The organism is Salipiger aestuarii, from assembly GCF_003259905.1.
Taxonomy (GTDB): domain Bacteria; phylum Pseudomonadota; class Alphaproteobacteria; order Rhodobacterales; family Rhodobacteraceae; genus Salipiger; species Salipiger aestuarii.
In genome coordinates this window covers 1-19,578 of sequence record NZ_QLMG01000032.1, presented here as the reverse complement: position 1 = coordinate 19,578, position 19,578 = coordinate 1, and the positions used below count along the sequence as shown (strand labels likewise).

Sequence of the window (19,578 nt, the reverse complement as noted above, 5' to 3'; positions counted from 1 at the left end):
CGACGGTAAAGCGGGCAAAACCTCATGGACAAGGGAACCGCCCATGTCGATCGACACCGGCACCGCCGCCAAGGTGGCCAAGCTCGCACGCATCCGCGTCGAACCCGATCACCTGCCAGAACTGGCCCAGGAATTTTCCAACATCCTGGATTTCATCGAACAGCTGAACGAGGTCGATATCGACGGCGTCGAGCCGATGGTGTCGGTCACGCCGATGCGGCTCAAGCGCCGGGTCGATGGCGTCACCGATGGCGGGATGCAGGACAAGGTGCTGGCCAATGCCCCCGATGCCCGCGAGGGGTTCTTTGCCGTGCCGAAGGTGGTGGAATGACCGATCTGACCAGGATGAAGGTGGCCCAGGCGCGCGATGCCCTGCGCGCCGGCGAAGTCACCAGCGTTGCGCTGACCGAGGCATGCCTGACAGCCATCGAGGGCGCCGATGCGCTTGGCGCTTTCGTGCACAAGACCCCCGAGATCGCGCTGGAACAGGCCCGCGCGGCGGATGCGCGCATTCAGGAGGGCGACGCGCCGTCGATGTGTGGCATCCCCATGGGGATCAAGGATCTTTTCTGCACCAAGGGCGTGCCGAGCCAGGCCGCCAGCGGTATTCTGAAAGGGTTCAAGCCGGAATATGAATCCACCGTCACCAGCCAGCTGTTCGACGCGGGCGCGGTGATGCTGGGCAAGCTGAACATGGACGAATTCGCCATGGGCTCGTCCAACGAAACCAGTGTATACGGCAACGCGGTGAACCCGTGGCGGCGCGGCAATGACGACGCGGCGCTGACGCCGGGCGGCTCGTCCGGCGGCTCGGCCTCGGCCGTGGCGGCGGACCTGTGCCTGGCGGCGACCGGCACCGACACCGGCGGATCGATCCGCCAACCGGCCGCCTTTACCGGCATCACCGGGATCAAGCCGACCTACGGGCGCTGCTCGCGCTGGGGCATCATCGCCTTTGCCAGCTCGCTGGATCAGGCCGGCCCGATGACCAAGGACGTGCGCGACGCCGCCATCGTGCTGGGCGCCATGTGCGGGCACGACCCGCGCGACAGCACTTCGGTCGACCTGCCCGTGCCGGATTTCGAATCCATGCTGACCGGCGACATCCGCGGCAAGGCCATCGGCATTCCGCGCGAATACCGCATGGATGGCATGCCCGCGGAAATCGACGCGCTGTGGGACCAAGGCCGCGACATGCTGCGCGACGCGGGGGCCAGGATCGTCGACATCTCGCTGCCGCATACGAAATACGCGCTGCCCACCTATTATGTGATCGCGCCCGCCGAGGCGTCTTCGAACCTCGCGCGCTATGACGGGGTGCGCTATGGACACCGCGCCACGCTCGCCAGCGGCGAGGGCATCAACGACATGTACGAAAAGACCCGCGCCGAGGGCTTCGGCCCCGAGGTGCAGCGCCGCGTCATGGTCGGCACCTATGTGCTGTCCGCCGGGTTCTACGACGCCTATTACAACCGTGCGCGCAAGGTCCGCACCCTGATCAAGCGCGACTTCGAACAGGCGTTTGCCACCGGGGTCGATGCGATCCTGACCCCGGCGACGCCATCCGCTGCCTTTGGCCTTGGCGAATTGCAGGACGCCGATCCGGTGCAGATGTACCTCAACGACGTGTTCACGGTGACGGTGAATCTGGCCGGTCTGCCGGGCATCAGCGTGCCTGCGGGCTTGGACAAGCAGGGCCTGCCGCTGGGGCTGCAACTGATCGGGCGCCCCTGGGAAGAGGGCGATCTGCTCAACACCGCCTACGCGCTGGAAACGGCCGCCGGTTTCGTGGAAAAACCGACCAAGTGGTGGTAATGGTACCAAAACAAGGGGTGACCTGCGCAATGAAAGCGATCTTTCTCATGACGGCAGCGGCGTTCGCGCTGGCCTCTTGCGGACCGACCGTGCCCGAAAGCGGCGTCGGCTTCGAGGATTACCAGACCTACGCGCAGCGCCAGCAGGCGGCTGAACAGGCCGGGGCCGCGCCCCTGCCCGGCATCCGCCCCGGCCAGACCGTGGTGCAGGCCCCCGTCAGCGATATCGCGTCGAACACCCCCGAAAGCACCGCCGCCGTGCGCGCCGCCGCGGCCAATTCGGGGATCACGCCGATCGAGGCCTCGCCCGGCAATACTGCGCCACAGGTGGTGACCAATGCCGCCGGGATCTCGAACGAGAACAGTTTCGAGGCGGTCAGCGCCGAACGCGACATCGGCGCCGATGCGCAGCTCATCGCGCAGAACCGGGCGCAGTATCAGCTGATCACGCCGACCGATCTGCCGCCGCGCCCCAGTGGCAGCGGGCCGAATGTGGTGGAATATGCCCTGCGCACCACCAACCCGGTCGGCTCGCCCCTGTATGACCGGCGGGGGCGCGATGACGGCAATCGCATTTCGGCGGCCTGCGGGGCCTATACCTCGTCCGATCAGGCGCAAGCGGCGTTTCTCGCCGCCGGTGGCCCGCAAAAGGACCGCAAAGGGCTGGACCCCGACGGCGACGGCTTTGCCTGTGCATGGGACCCCGCGCCCTTCCGCGCGGCGCGAGGCGGCTGAGACCGCTCTGGCATCCGTCCGACAATTTCGGGCCGCGCCGGCTTGGTGCGGTACCGGATATGGTCGTGCTGCACTACACCGCGATGGCTTCGGCCGAAGGCGCGCGGGACTGGCTGTGCAACCCCGATTCCGAGGTGTCGGCCCATTACGTCATCGACCGTGATGGCACCTGCTGGCAGCTGGTCCGCGAAGACATGCGCGCCTGGCACGCCGGGCGCGGAACCTGGGGCGGGGTGTGCGACGTAAATTCGCGCTCGATCGGGATCGAGATGGTGAACACCGGCGACGAGCCGTTTCCCGACCGACAGATCGACGCGCTCGAATCCCTGTTGACCGGCATCCTGGCACGCTGGCGCATCCCCGCGCACCGCGTCATCGGCCATTCGGACATGGCGATCGGGCGCAAGATCGACCCCGGCCCGCTGTTTGACTGGAACAGGCTGGCCCGGAGGGGCCTTGCCATAGCGCCACGCCCCGATGCGGAACCGGGTGATTTTCACGCCGACCTGCGTCGCTTTGGCTATGAGTTCAGCGACGATCAGCACGCGCCGCTCCTTGCCGCGTTTCGCGCCCGCTTTCGCCCGCAGGCGCAAGGGCCACTCGGCCCCGAGGACGCGGCGCTGGCGCGCTGTCTTGCCGAAACATGGCCCGCATAGCCCGCTGTCGTGCCTTGCGGGGCGCCGGAAATCCGCGCACAGCCGCCCGCTCGTTTCCCGCCTTTGACCGCGCGCCGTGCATGGATGGACCTGCGGCTGATGCTTCTGCCGGGGAGGGGCTTGGGGGGGGGCGACGTGGATGCCTAGGGGCGTGACCGAACGGCTGGTCCCGCTGCTGCCGCGTGGCCTCGCGCGGATGATCTGCACGGTGCCGATCAACGGGCGCTCAAGGCACGCTGCCGTGCGACAGGATGAAGGGCGCCCTGGCACCGTCCCCCCTGAGGCGCGACTTTGGCGGCACGCCCAGGGCGGCGCGCCCAAGGTGGCGCGCAGTGACGGCTCGACGGCGGGGCGCGGGTGCCGCATAAGGCGGGGATGGACCGCCTTCCCATCGACGATGCCCTGCCCGCCCTGATCGACGCGCTGAAAACGCGCGGCCGCGCCGTGCTGCAAGCGCCCCCCGGCGCGGGCAAGACCACGCGTGTGCCGCTGGCCATGCTGGCGGCGGGGCTGACGACCGGCAAGATCGTCATGCTGGAACCGCGCCGCCTTGCCGCCCGCGCCGCCGCGCAACGGCTGGCGGAAACGCTGGGCGAGGTGCCGGGCCAGACCGTCGGCTACCGCATCCGCGGCGAAGCCAAGACGTCCAGAGCGACCCGCATCGAAGTAGTGACCGAAGGCATCCTGACCCGGATGATCCAGTCCGACCCCGACCTGCCGGGCGTCGGAGCGGTGCTGTTCGATGAATTTCACGAACGGTCCCTGAATGCCGATCTGGGGCTGGCGCTCTGCCTGGAAATCGCCGGCGCGCTGCGCGACGATCTGATCCTGCTTGTGATGTCGGCCACGCTTGACGCCGCCCCCGTGGCCGACCTGATGGAGGCCCCTGTCGTCACCTCACAAGGGCGCGCCTTTGCGGTCGATACCCGATGGCTGGACAAGCCCACCCCCAGGACCCGCCGCTTCGAGGACGCGATGGCCGATCTGATCGCGCGGGCCGCGGGCGAAACCACCGGCGGGATGCTGGCCTTTCTGCCCGGCGAGGGCGAGATCCGCCGCACCCAGGCGCTGCTGCGCACCCGTCTGCCCGCTGACGTGACGATCCGGCCCCTGTTCGGCGCGATGGAGTTCACCGCCCAGCGCGATGCGATCCGCCCCGAAGCCCAGGGCCGCAAGCTGGTGCTGGCGACCGCCATTGCCGAAACCTCGTTGACCATCGAAGACATCCGCGTGGTGATCGACGGGGGCCGCGCACGCCGCGCCCGGTTCGATCCCGGCTCGGGCATGTCACGACTGGTCACCGAACGTGTCACCCGCGCCGAAGCCACGCAGCGCGCGGGTCGCGCGGGGCGTGTGGCCCCCGGCACCGCCTACCGGCTGTGGACCAGGGGCGAAGAAGGCGCGCAATCGGCCTTTCCCCCCGCCGAAATCGAAAGCGCCGATCTGGCCGGGCTGGCGCTGGAACTGGCGCTTTGGGGCGCCGCGCCGGACGACCTGCCGTTCCTGTCGCCCCCCAACCCTGGCGCCTACGGCGAAGCGCAATCCTTGCTGCATATGCTGGGCGCGCTGGACGCGCAGGGGCGCATCACCCGCCACGGGCGCGCCCTGGCCGCCCTGCCGCTGCACCCTCGCCTGGCGCATATGCTGACGCTGGGCGGGCCGGGGGCGGCGCCGCTGGCGGCGCTGCTGGCGGACCGCGACCCGATTAGGGGGGCGCCAAGCGACCTGACGCTGCGGCTTGAGGCGTTGCGCGATGCGCGGCGGTTTGCGCAAACCCGACCCTATGGGCTGAACCGCCCCGCGCTGGATCGCATCCGGTCCGAGGCCAGGCGGCTGGCATCCCGCGCAGGGAATGGCACGGCGCATGGCCCCGCCGCGCTGGCCGCGCTGGCCTATCCCGACCGCATCGGCCTGCGCCGCAAGGGCGATGCGCCGCGCTACCGGCTGTCGGGCGGCAAGGGCGCGGTGCTGGACGATGCCGACCCGCTGGCGCAGGCCCGCCTGATCGTGGTGACCGACACCGACGGCAACCCGCGCGAGGCGCGCATTCGCCAGGCCATCCAGATCGGGGAAAGCGATCTGCGCGCGCTGTTCGCGGATCAGATCGGCTGGGAAAACAGCTGTGCCTGGTCGAAACGCGACCGCCGTGTCGTGGCCCGCCAGCAGGAAAAGCTGGGCGCCATCGCGCTGGACGACCGGCTGTGGAAGGACGCCCCCGCCGACGCGGTCGCGCGCGCCATGCTGGACGGGGTGCGCGAGTTGGGGCTGGCGCTGCCGGACGCGGCGCGGCGGTTTTGCGCGCGGGTTGCGCTGGGGCGCGACGGCGGGCTGGATCTGCCCGAGATGACCGATGCCGCGCTGCTGGATACGCTGGAGACGTGGTTGCTGCCCTTTCTGGGCGGAGTCAAAAGCGCCGAGGACTGGAAACGCTTCGACCCGCTGCCCGCCCTGCGCGCGCGGCTGGACTGGGGACAGATGCAGGCGCTGGATGCGGCGGTGCCGGGCAAATTCACCACGCCGCTGGGGCGCGACATCCCGATCGACTATTCGGGGGAACATCCGGAAATCTCGTTGCGCATCCAGGAGATGTTCGGCCAGCGCACCCATCCGCTGGTGGGGCGCACCCCGCTGCGCGTGACGCTGCTGTCGCCGGCGCGCCGACCCGTGCAGGTGACCATGGATCTGCCCGGCTTCTGGCAGGGGTCCTATGCCGACGTGCGCAAGGACATGAAGGCGCAATACCCCCGCCACCCCTGGCCCGAAGACCCGCGCGAGGCGGACCCGACGCTGCGCGCCAAGCCGCGCGGGCGCTAAGGGACCCGGTCGGGGCGCAGTCAGGGGCGGCGCCCAGCCCCCCCTTGCAACAAGGCGTCAGCCCCCGGCGCACCAGCGCATGATCGCCTTTTGCGCGTGCAGACGGTTTTCCGCCTCGTCCCAGATCACCGATTGCGGGCCGTCCATGACTTCGGAGGTGACTTCCTCGCCCCGGTGCGCCGGCAGGCAATGCATGAACAGCGCGTCCTTTCCGGCGGCTTCCATCAGCGTTTCGTTGACCTGATAGGGGCGCAGCATGTTGTGGCGCCGCTCGCGCGCGGATTGCGCATCATGCATCGACACCCAGGTGTCGGCGACGATCAGGTCGGCGCCCTCGACCGCCTTGAAGGGATCGCGTTCGATGGTAATCGTGGACCCGGCGTTGCGCGCGAGCCCGACGAATTCCATTTCCGGGTCCAGCTGTACCGGGCCGGTGAACGTAAGGTCGAACCCGAATTGCCCGGCAGCGTGCAGGAAGGACGAGCAGACGTTGTTGCCGTCGCCGCACCAGACCACCTTTTTGCCCGCGATGGGGCCGCGATGTTCCTCGAACGTCAGGATGTCGGCCATGATCTGGCACGGGTGGGTGCGGTCGGTCAGCCCGTTGATGACCGGCACGGTGGCGTATTCGGCCATCTCTTCAAGAACCGATTCATCGAAGGTGCGGATCATGATCATGTCGACGAAGCGCGACAGCACGCGGGCGGTGTCGGCGATGGTTTCGCCGTGGCCCAGCTGCATGTCATTGCCCGACAGAACCATGGTCTGCCCGCCCATCTGGCGCGCACCGACGTCAAAGCTGACGCGGGTGCGGGTGGATGGCTTTTCGAAGATCAGCGCGACCATGCGATCCTTCAGCGGCAGATCGGCGTCGGGCGCGGCCTTGGGGCGGCCTGCGCGGGCGTCCTTGATGGATTTCGCGGTGTCGATGATGTGACGCAGTTCGGATTTGTCGGTTTTGTGGATGTCGAGAAAATGTTTCATGTGTTTTTGCTTTTTGGTGTGAGGGTGGGGGCGCGGCGCCCCGCTGTCGCCCGGCGGCGCCATTCACCCCGGTACAGGTCAGGCCACAAGAAGCTCAGGCCGTTTCGATTGCGGTGGCGGCGGCATCCAGACGGGAAAGCGCCTGTGAGATTTCGTCGTCGGTGATGGTCAGGGGGGGCAACAGGCGCACCACGTTATCGGCGGCGGGCACGGTGATGACCAGCGACTCGTAGCCTTTGGCAACGAAATCGGCGGGGGCGACTTTCATCCGGAGGCCAAGCATCAGACCCGTTCCGCGCACACCCTCGAACACATCCGGGTGCGCGGCAACGAGACCTTCGAGTTTCTGGCGCAAAAGCCCCGCCTTGCGATTCACCTCGGCCAGAAAGGCAGGGTCGCTGACGTGATCCATCACGGTGTTGCCGACGGCGCAGCCCAGCGGGTTGCCCCCATAGGTCGACCCGTGCGTGCCCGCGGTCATGCCGCTGGCGGCGTCTTCGGTGGCCAGCACCGCGCCCAGCGGAAAGCCGCCGCCGATGCCCTTGGCGACCATCATGATGTCGGGGGTGATCCCGGCCCATTCATGCGCGAACAGCTTGCCGGTGCGGCCCATGCCGCATTGCACCTCGTCCAGGATCAGCAGGATGCCATTTTCGTCGCACAGCGCGCGCAGCCCCCTGAGACACTGGTCGGGCAACGGGCGGATGCCGCCTTCGCCCTGGATCGGTTCGATCAGGATCGCGGCAGTGGTGTCGGAGACGGCCGCTTTCAGCGCGTCGTGATCGCCCCAGGGCAGATGCACGAAGCCCGGCAGCAGCGGGCCGAAGCCCTTGACCATCTTTTCCGTCCCGGCCGCGGCGATGCCCGCCGAGGACCGGCCATGGAACGACCCCGCAAAGGTCAGGATGTCGGTCTTTTCGGGCGCGCCTTTTTCGTACCAGTATTTGCGCGCCATCTTGACCGCCAGTTCGCAGGCCTCGGTGCCGGAATTGGTGAAAAACACGGTATCGGCAAAGGTCCGCGCGACCAGCTTGTCGGCCAGCGCCTGTTGCTGGGAGATTTCATACAGGTTGGACACATGCCACAGCTTGCCCGCCTGTTCGGTCAGGGCCGCGACGAGGGCCGGGTGGGCGTGGCCCAGCGCGTTGACCGCAATGCCGCTGCCCAGATCAAGGAATCGGCGGCCGTCTTCCTCCACCAGCCAGGTGCCGGTCCCCGCCACGAAGTGAAGCGGGGCGCGCGAATAGGTGGGCAGGACAGACGGGATCATGCGTGATCTCCTGTATATGGATCAGGCCCGATTGGTGCCAAGGGCGTGGGGCCAAGTCAAGTTATGCGGGGTGAAGACGTGGATCGGCGGGCCTTCCCCTGGTGGGGACGCCAAGAAGAGCGTCAGGCTCGTCGGATGCGGATCGGGTGCGTCATGCGTATGCCTTAGCGCACCGCATTGGATTTGCCCAGAGGGGTTCATGCAGAAATCAGACGAACGGGTCCTCCGGATAGCCCACCCCCATCAGGTACAGCCCGTCGGGCGGGCAGACCGGGCCGCAGGCCGCCCTGTTCCGCGCCGCAAGCGCGCGCGCCACGTCGTCGGGCGCCCATGCGCCCGCGCCCACCCGTTCCAGCGTGCCGACGATTGATCGCACCTGATTGTGCAGAAAGCTGCGGGCGCGCAGGTGAAAGCGCACCTCGGGGCCCGCGTGCGAGACCAGCGATTCGATGCGGATCTCGTCCATCGTCTTCACCGGCGATCTGGCCTGACACATGGTCGAGCGGAAGGTGGTGAAATCATGGGCCCCGACCAGAGACGCCGCACCCTGCCGCATCGCGTCGATGTCCAGCGGAGTCTTGACCCGCCAGACCTGCCCGGCCTCAAGCGTGCACGGCGCGCGCCGCACCAGCACGCGATACAGATAGCGCCGTTCGATCGCGGAAAACCGCGCGTGCCAGTCATCGGGCACCCGCACGCAATCCCGGATCGCCACCGGGTCCGGGCGCAGGTGGTGATTCAGCGCCTCGGACAGGCGGAACGGCGTCCAGTCCTTGTCCATGTCGCAATGGGCGACCTGACCGCGCCCGTGCACGCCCGCGTCCGTACGCCCGGCGGCGGCAATGGTATGCGCGCGCGGTTCCAGCCGCGCCAGCGCGCGCTCGATCACCGCCTGCACCGAAGGGTGGTCGGTCTGGCGCTGCCAGCCCGAAAACGGGCCACCGTCATATTCCACAAGAAGCGCGTATCTGGGCATGGGCGCCGGAATATCTCCGCCATGCGCGGGGGGCAAGGGCCGGACCATGCCGCCTGCGCTGCCCGCTTGAGTTTTCATCCGGAGTTCTTTATGCAGCTTCGATCCTCAGTCATGCCAAATGGTCCCGCCATCCTGTTTCGCCTCTGGAAAAGCTATGTTGCTCCCATGCTGCGACGCCCCGCGGGTTTCCAGGTGGCGGCGCTGTGCCACCGGCATGGCCCCGGCGGGATCGAGGTGCTGATGATAACCTCGCGCGAGACGCAGCGCTGGATCCTGCCCAAGGGCTGGCCGATGTACGGCACCGACGGCGGCGGAACCGCGCTGCAGGAGGCGTGGGAGGAAGCCGGGGTCAAGCCCCGTGGCGGCAAGCCGTTGAAGATCTGCTCATACCGCTATGACAAGGTGCTGGATGGGGGGCTGCCCTTGCCCACCGATGTCGATGTCTACGCCATTGCCGTTGAAAAACTGTACGACAGTTTCCCCGAAGCCGGTCAGCGCACACGCCGCTGGATGTCCCCCGAGGCCGCCGCCGCCGTTGTGGCCGAGCCGCAGCTTGCCGCGCTGCTGCGCGCGCTGCCCGATCTGCCCGACGGCGCGCCCTCCCCCTGACCCGATGCCGGCAGCGCCGTCCGGACGACCAGAAAGACCCTTTTCCGACATGACCGAGCCCCGTGACCAGACCGAGTGGAAGACACTCGACCAGGATCTTCGCCGCCTGTCCCGCCTTGAGGCGGCGACGATGCACGGGTCCCGCCCACTGGTGGGTGTCGGCGTCAGCCTGGTGTTCGTGTCCTTCGCCGCCCTGGTTGCGGCAATCCTGACTGGAAGCGAACCACAGGGGCTGGCCGTGGTCGTCGCGGCGGCCTTTGGCGCCTATATGGCGCTGAACATCGGGGCCAATGACGTTGCCAACAACATGGGCCCGGCGGTGGGCGCGCGGGCGCTGTCGATGCTGGGCGCCATTCTTATCGCCGCGATTTGCGAAAGCGCCGGCGCGCTGCTGGCGGGCGGCGACGTCGTGTCGACCATTTCCAAAGGCATCATCGACCCCGCCGGACTGTCGGATCTGCGGGCCTTTGTACGCGCGATGATGGCGGCGCTGCTGGCCGCCTCGATATGGGTCAATATCGCCACCTGGGTCGGGGCGCCGGTGTCGACCACGCACGCGGTCGTCGGGGGTGTCATGGGCGCGGGCATCGCTGCCGCCGGGCTGGGCACGGTCAACTGGCCCACGATGGGAGCGATCGCCGCCAGCTGGGTGATTTCGCCGCTGCTGGGCGGGATCTTTGCCGCCGCCATGCTGGCGTTCATCAAGTGGCGGGTGATCTATGTCGCGGACAAGGTCGCCGCCGCGCGAACCTGGGTGCCGGTGCTGATCGGGCTGATGGCTGGGGCGTTTGCCACCTATCTCGCGTTGAAGGGGCTGGCAAAGGTCATCGACATCGACATGCGCCACGCGCTGTTGATCGGTGGCGCGGCGGGCGTCGTGCTGGGCGTGCTTTCCGTACCGCTGATCCGTCGTCAGTCAGAGGGGATGGACAACCGCAACCGGTCGCTCAAGACGCTGTTCCGGTTGCCGCTGGTGATCTCTGCGGGGCTTTTGTCATTCGCGCACGGGGCCAACGACGTGGCAAACGCGGTCGGCCCGCTTGCCGCCGTGGTCGCCGTACAGCAATCGGCGCAAGTGACGGGCGAGGTGGCCATTCCGCTGTGGGTGATGCTGATCGGAGCGGTCGGAATCTCGGTCGGGCTGGTGCTGTTCGGGCCCAAGCTCATCAATATGGTCGGCAACCAGATCACCAAGCTCAACCCGATGCGGGCCTATTGCGTGGCGCTGTCGGCGGCGGTCACGGTGATCGCGGCGTCGTGGCTGGGCCTGCCGGTCAGTTCGACCCATATCGCGGTGGGTGGCGTGTTCGGCGTCGGGTTCTTTCGCGAATGGTACACCAACCGCCGGGCGCGGCGCCTGAACCGGACACGCAACGCGGGCCGCCAGATCGCACCGCAGGAACGCACGCGCCGCCGTCTTGTGCGCCGGTCGCATTTCATGACCATCGTGGCGGCATGGGTCATCACCGTACCCGCTGCCGCTTTGCTGTCGGCGGGCTGTTTCTGGGTGCTGCGTCTGGTGGGGTTCTGACAGTCACCACTGGCATCAGGCTCCCTCCGCCTCTATCTGTAAAGAACACCACACGGAGAAGCACCACCTTGGTTTTCGGCCCCATCGGCAGCATCGCAGACAGCATCACCCGCAGCGTCGAAACGGTGGCGGACACCGTCACCGCGCCTTTTGGCGATCCGGTGATCCGGCTGGGCGTGACGGGGCTGTCGCGCGCCGGAAAGACGGTGTTCATCACCTCGCTCGTCGCCAACCTGCTCGACCGCGCCCGCATGCCGCAACTGGTGGCCGAAGCAGAGGGGCGCATCCTCGCCGCCTACCTTCAGCCCCAGCCCGACGACACCATGCCGCGCTTCGATTACGAATCCCACCTTGGCGCGTTGACCGCCGCGCAGCCGCGTTGGCCCGAAAGCACCCGCGCCGTGTCGCAGCTGCGCCTGTCGCTGAAATTGCGCCCCACCGGCTTGCTGGCGGGGGTGTCGGGGGCGCGCAAGGTGCATCTGGATATCGTGGATTACCCAGGCGAATGGCTGCTTGATCTTGGCCTGATGGACAAAAGCTATACCGACTGGTCGCTGGAAACGCTGGGCCGCCTGCCCCACCGCCCCGGCGGTGGCGCATACCTTGACATGGCCAGGGCCGAAGACGCGACCGCCAGGCTGGATGAACCCCGCGCCAAGGCGCTGGCCGCCCGCTTTACCCAGGCGCTGCACAGCGCGCGCGAGGCGGGGTTTTCCGACTGCACACCGGGGCGCTTCCTGCTGCCCGGCGAAAAAGAGGGCAGCCCCGCGCTGACCTTTGCCCCCTTGCCGCCGCTGGACGACGCGCCCCGCCAGTCGCTCTGGCGCGAGATGCAGCGCCGGTACGAGGCGTATAAAAGCCAGATCGTCAAACCGTTCTTTCGCGATCACTTCAGCCGCATCGACCGGCAGGTGGTGCTGGTCGATGCGCTTGGCGCGATCCACGCCGGCCCCGCCGCCGTCGAGGATCTGCGCCGCACCATGGCCGAGATCCTGACCGCTTTCCGCCCAGGCGCCAACGCGTTTCTGCGCCAGATCCTGCTGGGCAAACGGGTGGAAAAGATCCTGTTCGCAGCGACCAAGGCCGACCATCTGCACCACACCCAGCACGCCCGCCTTACCGCCATCATGGAGGCGCTGACGCGCGAGGCCCGCGACCGCGCGCGCTTTGCCGGGGCGCAGACCGGCGCCATGTCGATCGCCGCCCTGCGCGCCACGGTGGAACAGACGCTGCCACATCAGGGCGCGCAGCTGGATTGCGTGCGGGGCACATTGCTGAACGCCGACGGCACGCGCGGGCGCGAGGCCGCCTTTCACCCCGGAGAACTGCCGCAGGACCCCGCGCGCCTGCTGGGCCCCGCCCGTGACGGCGCGGAAAAATGGCTGGGCGATGACTACGCCATCATGCGCTTTGCCCCTGCCCCGCTGACGCTCAGGCCGAACGAGGGGCCGCCCCACATCCGCATCGACCGCGCCGCGCAATTCCTGCTGGGGGACCGGCTGTGACCGTCCTCCGTTGCGCGCGCAGCACCGATGCGGGCGCCCTTGGCGCGATGATGACCGACGCCGCGCCGGCGTGGAAACCCCGCCTGCACAGCGGTGCCGAGGATATCGCCCATGTAGGCACCATGATCGACCGGGGCTGGGTCACGGTCGCGACCGACCCCGAAGGGCGGCGCACCGGATTTATCGCGCTTGAAGACGGCTATGTGCACGCGCTGTTCATTGCCCCGGCCCATCGGCGCAGCGGGGTGGGCCGCGCCCTGATCGACGCCGCGCGGCGGGCGCAGCCCCGGCTGGACCTGTGGACGTTCCAGTCCAACACCGCCGCCCGCCGCTTTTACGAATCGACCGGATTTGTCGAAATCGGCCGGGGCGACGGGTCGCGCAATGACGAGGGCCTGCCCGATATTCACTACCGCTGGGAGCGCGCCCGCGCCCCCCGACAGGAGCGTCACGCATGACCGAAGGCCCCCGCCAGAATCCGTCAGACCGTACAGACCGCCCCACCGGGCCGGTCCTGATCGAAATCGACGACGCCGCCCCCGCCTCCCCGTCCGAGGCACCGCCGGTGCCGGAACCCGATACCGCCCCCACCCTGCCCGAAGGGCGCGCCATGGCGACCGCCGCCGCTCTCGCGGCCCGCCGCCCGTCGCGGCTGGCGCGCTGGTTCTGGGGGCTGTTCGGCGCGCTGCTGGCCACGCTGGTATCGGTTGCCGCATGGCAGTTCGCCATGGATCTGATCGCGCGCGTGCCGCTGCTTGGCTACGCCGTGACCGCGCTGATCGTCGCGTTTCTGCTGGTTGTGCTGTTGATCGTCGTCAAGGAGATCGCCGCGCTGTCGCGCCTTGGCGCGGTCGATGCGCTGCACCGCGCGGCGGATCGCGCGCTGGCCGATGACGACCTCAAGGGCGCGCGCGCGGTGGTCGACAAACTGACGGCGCTTTACGCCGGGCGCGACGACACGCGCTGGGGTCGCGAGCGGCTGCGCGAGCGCACCCCCGAGATTTTCGATGCGACCGGCGTGCTCGGCCTGGCGGAAACCGAATTGCTTGGCCCTCTCGATGCCGCCGCCCGGCGCGAGGTCGAGGGGGCGGCGCGTCAGGTCGCTACCGTCACCGCGTTCATTCCGCTGGCGCTGGCCGATGTGGCGGCCGCCCTGGGCGCCAACCTGCGGATGATCCGGCGCATCGCCGAGATCTATGGCGGGCGGTCGGGCACGCTGGGCAGTTGGCGGCTGGTGCGGGCGGTGATGTCGCATCTTGTGGCGACCGGCGCGGTCGCCGTGGGCGATGACATGCTGGAACCGATCCTGGGCGGCGGTCTGCTGGCGAAACTGTCGCGCCGCTTTGGCGAGGGGCTGGTGAACGGCGCGCTGACCGCCCGTGTCGGCGTGGCCGCGATCGAGGTCTGCCGCCCCCTGCCCTTCAAGGCCACCCGCCGCCCTACCGCCCGCAGCATCGTGCGTACGGCTCTGGCGGGGCTGTTCGGCAGCGACAAGACCTGACGCGAAACAGATGCGGGCACAAAAAGGGCCGCTGCGAACAGCGGCCCCGATCAAGGCCCGATCAAGGCCCGATCAAGGCATGGCTGCACAAGGTCACGCGCGGCGCACGAACCGCATCACCAGCGAGATCACGAACAGCACCAGGAAGATAAAGAACAGCACCTGAGCGATGCCTGCCGACGCCGAAGCGATGCCGCCGAAGCCAAAGACTGCCGCCACGACAGCGACGATAAAGAACAGAATGGTCCAGTAAAGCATGGGTCTTTCCTACATTGCAGCGGTTACAGGGCGGCGCGCGACGACCGCGGCCCGGCGATAAGCCAGATAATGAAGCCAAGAACCGGCAGAACGATCACGAGTAGCGTCCAAAGCACCTTGGACCCGGTGCCGGCGTTCGACCCGAGGATCGAGACGATGGCCCAGATGTCGAGAAGGAGAACGATAAAGCCTCCGATGCCTGCGAATTCCATGACGTATCTCCTTTTCGTTTTGTCCATGCGAAAGACACGACCGGATTCTCGGGCCAATGGCCCGCACCGATGCGCCAAAGCAGCGGGTGTCCTGTCTTTCGATTTGTTGATCCCGTTCCGAAAGGGCCACCCTTCGGACGTTCTGGGCATGTAACGCGGGATTTACCGAAAAGGTTCCCACCCGCATCTTGACAGGTACGGGCGGCTGCGGGTCGCCGACATCAGAGGCAATTCAATGGGGACATCGCCCGGAATGACCGGGGCGCGATCCGCCCCGTCGGTGTCCGGTCGGGACGGCGGCGCCACCCCGATCTTCCGGGGGGCGCCGTTTCATGTTTGGGTCAGACCGGTTCCTGTCGCTTCATCCGGGTTCAGGCCAGCGACGGCAGCCACAGCACGATCGCAGGGAACGCCACCAGCAGCCCGATCGTCACCGCGTCAGCGATGAAGAACGGGGTCACGCCCCGGAACACATCCTGCACCGACAGGTCCGGCCGCACCCCCGCCACGACAAAGCAATTCAGACCGATGGGCGGGGTAATCAGGCAGAACTCGGCCATCTTCACCACGAGAATACCGAACCAGACCGCGCACATCTCGCCGCTCATGCCAAAGGTGCTTTCGGCGGCGGTGACGCCCTCGCCCCCGTTCAGCGCCATGACCGCCGGATAGACCACCGGCAGCGTCAGCAGCAGCATCCCGATGGCATCCATGAACATGCCGAGCACCGCATAGGCCAGCAGGATGCAGATCAGGATCATCATGGGCGGATAGCTGAGCGACGCGATCCAGTCCGCAAAGGCCGCCGGCAGATCCGCAAACCCCAGAAAGCGCACATAGATCAGCACGCCCCAGATGATGGTGAAGATCATGATCGACAGCTTGGCGGTTTCGATCAGCGCGTCCTTCAGCTCGGCGCCGCGCATGCCGTGCAGCAGCGCCATCACAAAGATGATGAATGCCCCGACCGCGCCGCCTTCGGTGGGGGTGCCCCAGGCGTCTCCGAACGGGTTGTAGACGAAGAACACGATGATGACGACCACGGCGACGATGGGCAGCGCCGGGGGCAGCGATGCGAAACGCTGGCGCCAGGTAAAGCCGCGCACCGCCGGGCCGAAATTCGGAATGACCAGCGCCATGCCGATGATCAGCCCCGCATAAACCAGTGCCGAGAACATGCCGGGGATGAACCCCGCCAGCAGCAGCTTGCCCACATCCTGTTCGACGATGATGGCATAGATCACCAGAATGGCCGAAGGCGGGATCAGCGAGGCCAGCGTTCCCCCCGCCGCGACGACGCCCGCGGCGAACCGCTTGTCATAGCCGATCTTCAGCATTTCCGGGATGGCGATGCGGGCGAATACCGCCGAGGTCGCCACCGATGCGCCGGACACCGCCGCGAACCCGGCCGTCGCGAACACGGTCGACACCGCCAGCCCGCCGGGAACCCAGGCGAACCAGCGTTTGCAGGCCTCGAACAGCGCCTTGGTGAGGCCCGCGTAATAGGCCAGATAGCCGATCAGGATAAAGGTCGGGATCAGGCTCAGCGCCTGGCTGGCCACCTTGCCATGGGGCACCTGCCCGGCGGTCTTGGCCGCGACGCCGATGGCCCAACCCAGCATCTCGGGATCGTAGCTGCGCTTTTCCCAGAAGATCCAGACAAGCCCCAGCAACCCGGCAAGACCCGCCGCAAAGGCCACGCGCATGCCCAGCACCACCATGACGAACAGGCCGCCCGTCACCCAAAGTCCGATTTCAATGGATGTCATTCGTCGTGCCCCTGGATGTGCGCGGCTTCGGCTGCGGCCTGTTCCGCGACGGTCTGCACCAGCGGCACGGCGACGGGGCGGTCAAGGCCCAGCACAAACGCCCGCCCGTATCCCCACAGTTGCAGCACGCAGCGCAGCGACATCACCGAAAATGCCACCGGCACGATCAGTTTCGCGGGCCACAACGGCAGGCCGAGGTCGATGGTTGAATCGCGCGACCACAGCGGCGCCCCCGGATCGAAGCTGCGCTGGAAATGCGCCCAGCTGCCCCAGACCAGCGCCACCATCAGCACCAGGATGGCGAATGTCGTGACAAGTTCCGCCGCCCAAAGCGCGCGCCCGCGCAGGTTGCCGACAACGATGTCCATGCGGATATGCCCGCCACTGCGCTGGACGTAGGAAATGCCGAAAATCGCGATCAGCGGCATCGCCATTTCGATCCAGTCGACATAGCCCCTGAGCGGCTCGTTGAAAAACTCACGCCCGCCGACGGACACCACCGCAAGAAACATCAACCCGAAGGCACCAAGCCCCGAGACAAAGGCCATTGCCTTTTCAATATGTTCCAGCCCCCTGTCGAGGCGGCTGAGGGTGGAGGCGTCGGCAAGCACGGCAGAAGATCCGGCCATATGTGCTGCCCCTCGTGATGCTCCCGGCCATGCCTGCCGGGCAAAAAAATAGCACGGGCGCCTGCGCGGAGCGCCCATTGCCTGTCAGGACGGCGCCCCGATGACCACGCCTACCGGATGCGCCGCTGCGGTCCGATCAGTTCGACGCGCGCGTTTCAGCCAGCGTATCTTGCACAAGGTCGTACAGCTCTTGCGCGGGCAGGCCCTGCGCGGCCATTTCCTCGATCCAGGCGGTGTGGATCGGATCACCCGCCGTTTCCTTGAACTTGGCAAGCTCTTCGTCCGAGATCATCACCTTTTGCACGCCTTTTTCGTCCAGCACGCTGTCCCACCGGGCCAGCAACTCGCCATAATTGTCAAGGTAATGGGCGATGGCGGGCTCGACCGAACTTTCGAGCGCCTCGCGTTCGGCGTCCGACAGCGCCTCGTAGGCGTCGATGTTCACCACGACCGGGCAGTTCACCGTGCCGGGGTTAAGATTCGCGGTCCACCAGTCGGCTTCGTTGATGGTGCCAAAGCTCAGGTGGGCGTGCTGGGCGAACGAGGCCGTGTCGATCACGCCCGCCTCCATCGCCTGATACACTTCGGACGCGGTCATGGATGTAGGCACGGCGCCCACCGCCTCGAAGGCGCGACCGATGCCGCCGGTGGCACGCACGCGCATTCCGTCAAAGCTGGCCAGCGTGTCGCGCGGTTCGCCGGTGCCGACAAGGTTGTACTGCGGCATGGGCGTGGGCATCAGCAGCCTGGCGCCCCATTGTTCCATTTCCTTGGCAACGGCGGGGTTGTCATAAACCGCCTGCGCCACCGCGACTTCCTCTTCCAGGGTGTTCACGCCCATGAACGGCAGCTCCAGCACGGTGATCGCGCGGTTCTTGTCGGGGTGGTAGCCCGCGCAGAACTGAGCCATCTCGAAAGCAAAGATCGAGATGCCGTCAAGATTCTCGGTATTCTTGGACAGGCCACCGTAAGAAATGTTCATGGTAAATTCGCCGTCGGTCTTTTCCTCGACCAGCTCGGCCAGCTTGTGAACGTGTTCGGTAAAGGCACGGCGTTTGCCCCAAAGCGAGACGTTCCATTCGGTCGCCATGGCTTCGGTGGCAAAAGCGGTGGTCAGCGCCGCCACACAGAGCTGTGTCGTCAGGTTTTTCATGTGGCTCCCTCCCATGGGTGCGACGGCTTTGCGCCGCCTTGTGTCCCAAAGTGTAACGCATCGACCGCAACGCGCAACCCTGATCGCGACTCGGGGCGGGCGGTGCCGCGACAGTGGCATGCCGCCGCATCCCGAAAACAGTTGGAACGTGTGCCGCACCTGCTCTGCGCACGCGGAACGCGGGCTGACTTCCTTTACATCAAGTTACCGCGAGCGCCTTGAATCCATGAAAAAATTCGGCGCCGCAGGCAAAGAATTTACAAAATGTCTCGCGCTACCGAAAATCATTTACAAAGTTATGCTTGTTTTCCCGATGCTTGTTCCATTCTTTTCGCTTCCGGGTATGATCTGGCAAGGGATGGGAAATGCCGCCACGCGGCCTTCGAGAGACAGCGAGATCTTGGGAGGATCCTCATGAAAGACGATATTCAAGCCAATACCACGACCTACGCGCCCTCGCCCGAGTTCGCGGCGAACGCGCATGTGAGCGCGGCGCGGTATGATGAGATGTACGCGCGCTCGATCAGCGACCCGGACGGGTTCTGGGCCGATCAGGCGCGGCGGCTGGACTGGATGGCACGGCCGACGCGGATCAAGAACACCTGCTTTGATTTCGGCAAGGTCTCGATCAAGTGGTTCGAGGATGGCGTGCTGAACGTCGCCTACAATTGCGTCGACCGCCACCTGCCCGCCCGCGCCGACCAGACGGCCATCATCTTCGAACCCGACAACCCCGACGATCCCGCCCGGCACATCACCTATGCCCAGCTTTACGACAAGGTGAACCGCATGGCCAACGTCCTGCTGAGCCAGGGCGTCATGCGCGGCGATCGCGTTGTCATCTACCTGCCGATGATCCCCGAGGCGGCCTATGCCATGCTGGCCTGCGCGCGCATCGGCGCGATCCATTCCATTGTTTTCGCGGGCTTTTCCCCCGATGCGCTGGCCAACCGCATCAATGATTGCGGCGCCAAGGTCGTCATTACCGCCGACACCGCTCCGCGCGGCGGCCGCCGTACCGCGCTGAAATCAAACGCCGACGCGGCGCTGCTGCATTGCTCTGACAAGGTCCGCTGCCTGGTGGTCAAGCACACCGGCGACCAGACCAGCTGGGTGCAGGGCCGTGATGTCGATCTGAATTACCTGATGGAACACGCCGCGC

Annotated in this window: 19 protein-coding genes; 11 read left to right on the top strand and 8 right to left on the bottom strand. The window is 67.0% G+C overall.

The annotated features are described in order from the left end of the window. The first annotated feature begins 43 nt into the window (after positions 1–43). From gatC to hrpB, 5 genes are all read left to right on the top strand, one after another. Complete coding sequence (gene gatC / locus ATI53_RS15555) at positions 44–331, top strand: Asp-tRNA(Asn)/Glu-tRNA(Gln) amidotransferase subunit GatC (RefSeq protein WP_009507278.1); 288 nt, start codon at positions 44–46, stop codon at positions 329–331. Next, positions 328–1,815, top strand: a complete 1,488-nt coding sequence (gatA, locus tag ATI53_RS15550; RefSeq protein WP_111550788.1) for an Asp-tRNA(Asn)/Glu-tRNA(Gln) amidotransferase subunit GatA — start codon at positions 328–330, stop codon at positions 1,813–1,815. The genes gatC and gatA overlap by 4 nt, the downstream gene beginning before the upstream one ends. A gap of 29 nt (positions 1,816–1,844) precedes the next feature. After that, positions 1,845–2,549 carry a hypothetical protein gene (locus tag ATI53_RS15545; protein WP_009507280.1) on the top strand — a complete coding sequence of 235 codons (705 nt, stop codon included), beginning with the start codon at positions 1,845–1,847 and terminating at the stop codon, positions 2,547–2,549. Further along, positions 2,510–3,205, top strand: a complete 696-nt coding sequence (locus ATI53_RS15540) for an N-acetylmuramoyl-L-alanine amidase (protein WP_009507281.1) — start codon at positions 2,510–2,512, stop codon at positions 3,203–3,205. Before ATI53_RS15545 ends, ATI53_RS15540 begins: the two co-directional genes overlap by 40 nt. 375 nt (positions 3,206–3,580) lie before the next feature. After that, positions 3,581–6,019 (top strand): ATP-dependent helicase HrpB, encoded by a 2,439-nt coding sequence (hrpB, locus tag ATI53_RS15535; RefSeq protein ID WP_111550787.1) that lies wholly within the window; start codon positions 3,581–3,583, stop codon positions 6,017–6,019. A 57-nt stretch (positions 6,020–6,076) separates the two neighbouring features. On the opposite strand, the gene argF is transcribed toward hrpB, so the two are convergent. From argF to truA, 3 genes are all read right to left on the bottom strand, one after another. Then, a complete protein-coding gene (gene argF / locus ATI53_RS15530; protein ID WP_111550786.1) occupies positions 6,077–7,003 on the bottom strand; it encodes an ornithine carbamoyltransferase in 927 nt (308 codons plus the stop codon). A 94-nt stretch (positions 7,004–7,097) separates the two neighbouring features. Next, positions 7,098–8,273 carry an aspartate aminotransferase family protein gene (locus ATI53_RS15525; protein WP_111550785.1) on the bottom strand — a complete coding sequence of 392 codons (1,176 nt, stop codon included), beginning with the start codon at positions 8,271–8,273 and terminating at the stop codon, positions 7,098–7,100. Positions 8,274–8,481: 208 nt separating this feature from the next. Continuing rightward, positions 8,482–9,249 (bottom strand): tRNA pseudouridine(38-40) synthase TruA, encoded by a 768-nt coding sequence (gene truA, locus ATI53_RS15520; protein ID WP_111550799.1) that lies wholly within the window; start codon positions 9,247–9,249, stop codon positions 8,482–8,484. 165 nt (positions 9,250–9,414) lie between these two features. Between truA and ATI53_RS15515 the strand changes: the two genes are divergently transcribed. The 5 genes from ATI53_RS15515 (at position 9,415) to ATI53_RS15495 (ending at position 14,395) form a co-directional block, all read left to right on the top strand. Continuing rightward, entirely contained in the window at positions 9,415–9,858 is a 444-nt protein-coding gene (locus ATI53_RS15515) for an NUDIX hydrolase (protein ID WP_009507292.1), read from the top strand. Positions 9,859–9,907: 49 nt separating this feature from the next. Next, positions 9,908–11,389: an inorganic phosphate transporter gene (locus ATI53_RS15510; RefSeq protein WP_111550784.1), complete on the top strand. Its 1,482-nt coding sequence runs from the start codon at positions 9,908–9,910 to the stop codon at positions 11,387–11,389. A 68-nt stretch (positions 11,390–11,457) separates the two neighbouring features. Continuing rightward, positions 11,458–12,894 (top strand): YcjX family GTP-binding protein, encoded by a 1,437-nt coding sequence (locus tag ATI53_RS15505; protein WP_009507296.1) that lies wholly within the window; start codon positions 11,458–11,460, stop codon positions 12,892–12,894. Further along, complete coding sequence (locus tag ATI53_RS15500; protein ID WP_009507299.1) at positions 12,891–13,352, top strand: GNAT family N-acetyltransferase; 462 nt, start codon at positions 12,891–12,893, stop codon at positions 13,350–13,352. Before ATI53_RS15505 ends, ATI53_RS15500 begins: the two co-directional genes overlap by 4 nt. Then, the gene (locus ATI53_RS15495; RefSeq protein WP_111550783.1) at positions 13,349–14,395 is read left to right on the top strand and encodes a YcjF family protein; all 1,047 of its coding nucleotides are present in this window, start codon (positions 13,349–13,351) and stop codon (positions 14,393–14,395) included. Before ATI53_RS15500 ends, ATI53_RS15495 begins: the two co-directional genes overlap by 4 nt. A 93-nt stretch (positions 14,396–14,488) precedes the next feature. On the opposite strand, the gene ATI53_RS15490 is transcribed toward ATI53_RS15495, so the two are convergent. The 5 genes from ATI53_RS15490 to dctP form a co-directional block, all read right to left on the bottom strand. After that, positions 14,489–14,653, bottom strand: a complete 165-nt coding sequence (locus ATI53_RS15490; protein ID WP_009507302.1) for a DUF1328 domain-containing protein — start codon at positions 14,651–14,653, stop codon at positions 14,489–14,491. Between the two features lie 23 nt (positions 14,654–14,676). After that, positions 14,677–14,865: a PLD nuclease N-terminal domain-containing protein gene (locus ATI53_RS15485; protein WP_009507304.1), complete on the bottom strand. Its 189-nt coding sequence runs from the start codon at positions 14,863–14,865 to the stop codon at positions 14,677–14,679. A 371-nt stretch (positions 14,866–15,236) separates the two neighbouring features. Continuing rightward, positions 15,237–16,634, bottom strand: coding sequence for a TRAP transporter large permease (locus ATI53_RS15480; RefSeq protein WP_009507306.1), 1,398 nt, complete (start codon positions 16,632–16,634; stop codon positions 15,237–15,239). After that, complete coding sequence (locus ATI53_RS15475; RefSeq protein WP_009507308.1) at positions 16,631–17,263, bottom strand: TRAP transporter small permease subunit; 633 nt, start codon at positions 17,261–17,263, stop codon at positions 16,631–16,633. Before ATI53_RS15475 ends, ATI53_RS15480 begins: the two co-directional genes overlap by 4 nt. A 136-nt stretch (positions 17,264–17,399) precedes the next feature. Next, complete coding sequence (gene dctP, locus ATI53_RS15470) at positions 17,400–18,416, bottom strand: TRAP transporter substrate-binding protein DctP (RefSeq protein ID WP_009507310.1); 1,017 nt, start codon at positions 18,414–18,416, stop codon at positions 17,400–17,402. Positions 18,417–18,830: 414 nt separating this feature from the next. Between dctP and ATI53_RS15465 the strand changes: the two genes are divergently transcribed. Next, positions 18,831–19,578: AMP-binding protein (locus tag ATI53_RS15465; protein ID WP_146609939.1), on the top strand; the 748-nt coding region annotated here is incomplete at its 3' end.

Bases quoted from the DNA above. Each gene is read 5' to 3' on its own strand.
- gatC (WP_009507278.1), top strand. From the start codon at position 44: ATGTCGATCGACACCGGCACCGCCGCCAAGGTGGCCAAGCTCGCACGC.
- gatA (WP_111550788.1), top strand. From the start codon at position 328: ATGACCGATCTGACCAGGATGAAGGTGGCCCAGGCGCGCGATGCCCTG.
- ATI53_RS15545 (WP_009507280.1), top strand. From the start codon at position 1,845: ATGAAAGCGATCTTTCTCATGACGGCAGCGGCGTTCGCGCTGGCCTCT.
- ATI53_RS15540 (WP_009507281.1), top strand. From the start codon at position 2,510: ATGGGACCCCGCGCCCTTCCGCGCGGCGCGAGGCGGCTGAGACCGCTC.
- hrpB (WP_111550787.1), top strand. From the start codon at position 3,581: ATGGACCGCCTTCCCATCGACGATGCCCTGCCCGCCCTGATCGACGCG.
- argF (WP_111550786.1), bottom strand. From the start codon at position 7,003: ATGAAACATTTTCTCGACATCCACAAAACCGACAAATCCGAACTGCGT.
- ATI53_RS15525 (WP_111550785.1), bottom strand. From the start codon at position 8,273: ATGATCCCGTCTGTCCTGCCCACCTATTCGCGCGCCCCGCTTCACTTC.
- truA (WP_111550799.1), bottom strand. From the start codon at position 9,249: ATGCCCAGATACGCGCTTCTTGTGGAATATGACGGTGGCCCGTTTTCG.
- ATI53_RS15515 (WP_009507292.1), top strand. From the start codon at position 9,415: ATGCTGCGACGCCCCGCGGGTTTCCAGGTGGCGGCGCTGTGCCACCGG.
- ATI53_RS15510 (WP_111550784.1), top strand. From the start codon at position 9,908: ATGACCGAGCCCCGTGACCAGACCGAGTGGAAGACACTCGACCAGGAT.
- ATI53_RS15495 (WP_111550783.1), top strand. From the start codon at position 13,349: ATGACCGAAGGCCCCCGCCAGAATCCGTCAGACCGTACAGACCGCCCC.
- ATI53_RS15490 (WP_009507302.1), bottom strand. From the start codon at position 14,653: ATGCTTTACTGGACCATTCTGTTCTTTATCGTCGCTGTCGTGGCGGCA.
- ATI53_RS15485 (WP_009507304.1), bottom strand. From the start codon at position 14,865: ATGGAATTCGCAGGCATCGGAGGCTTTATCGTTCTCCTTCTCGACATC.
- ATI53_RS15480 (WP_009507306.1), bottom strand. From the start codon at position 16,634: ATGACATCCATTGAAATCGGACTTTGGGTGACGGGCGGCCTGTTCGTC.
- ATI53_RS15475 (WP_009507308.1), bottom strand. From the start codon at position 17,263: ATGGCCGGATCTTCTGCCGTGCTTGCCGACGCCTCCACCCTCAGCCGC.
- dctP (WP_009507310.1), bottom strand. From the start codon at position 18,416: ATGAAAAACCTGACGACACAGCTCTGTGTGGCGGCGCTGACCACCGCT.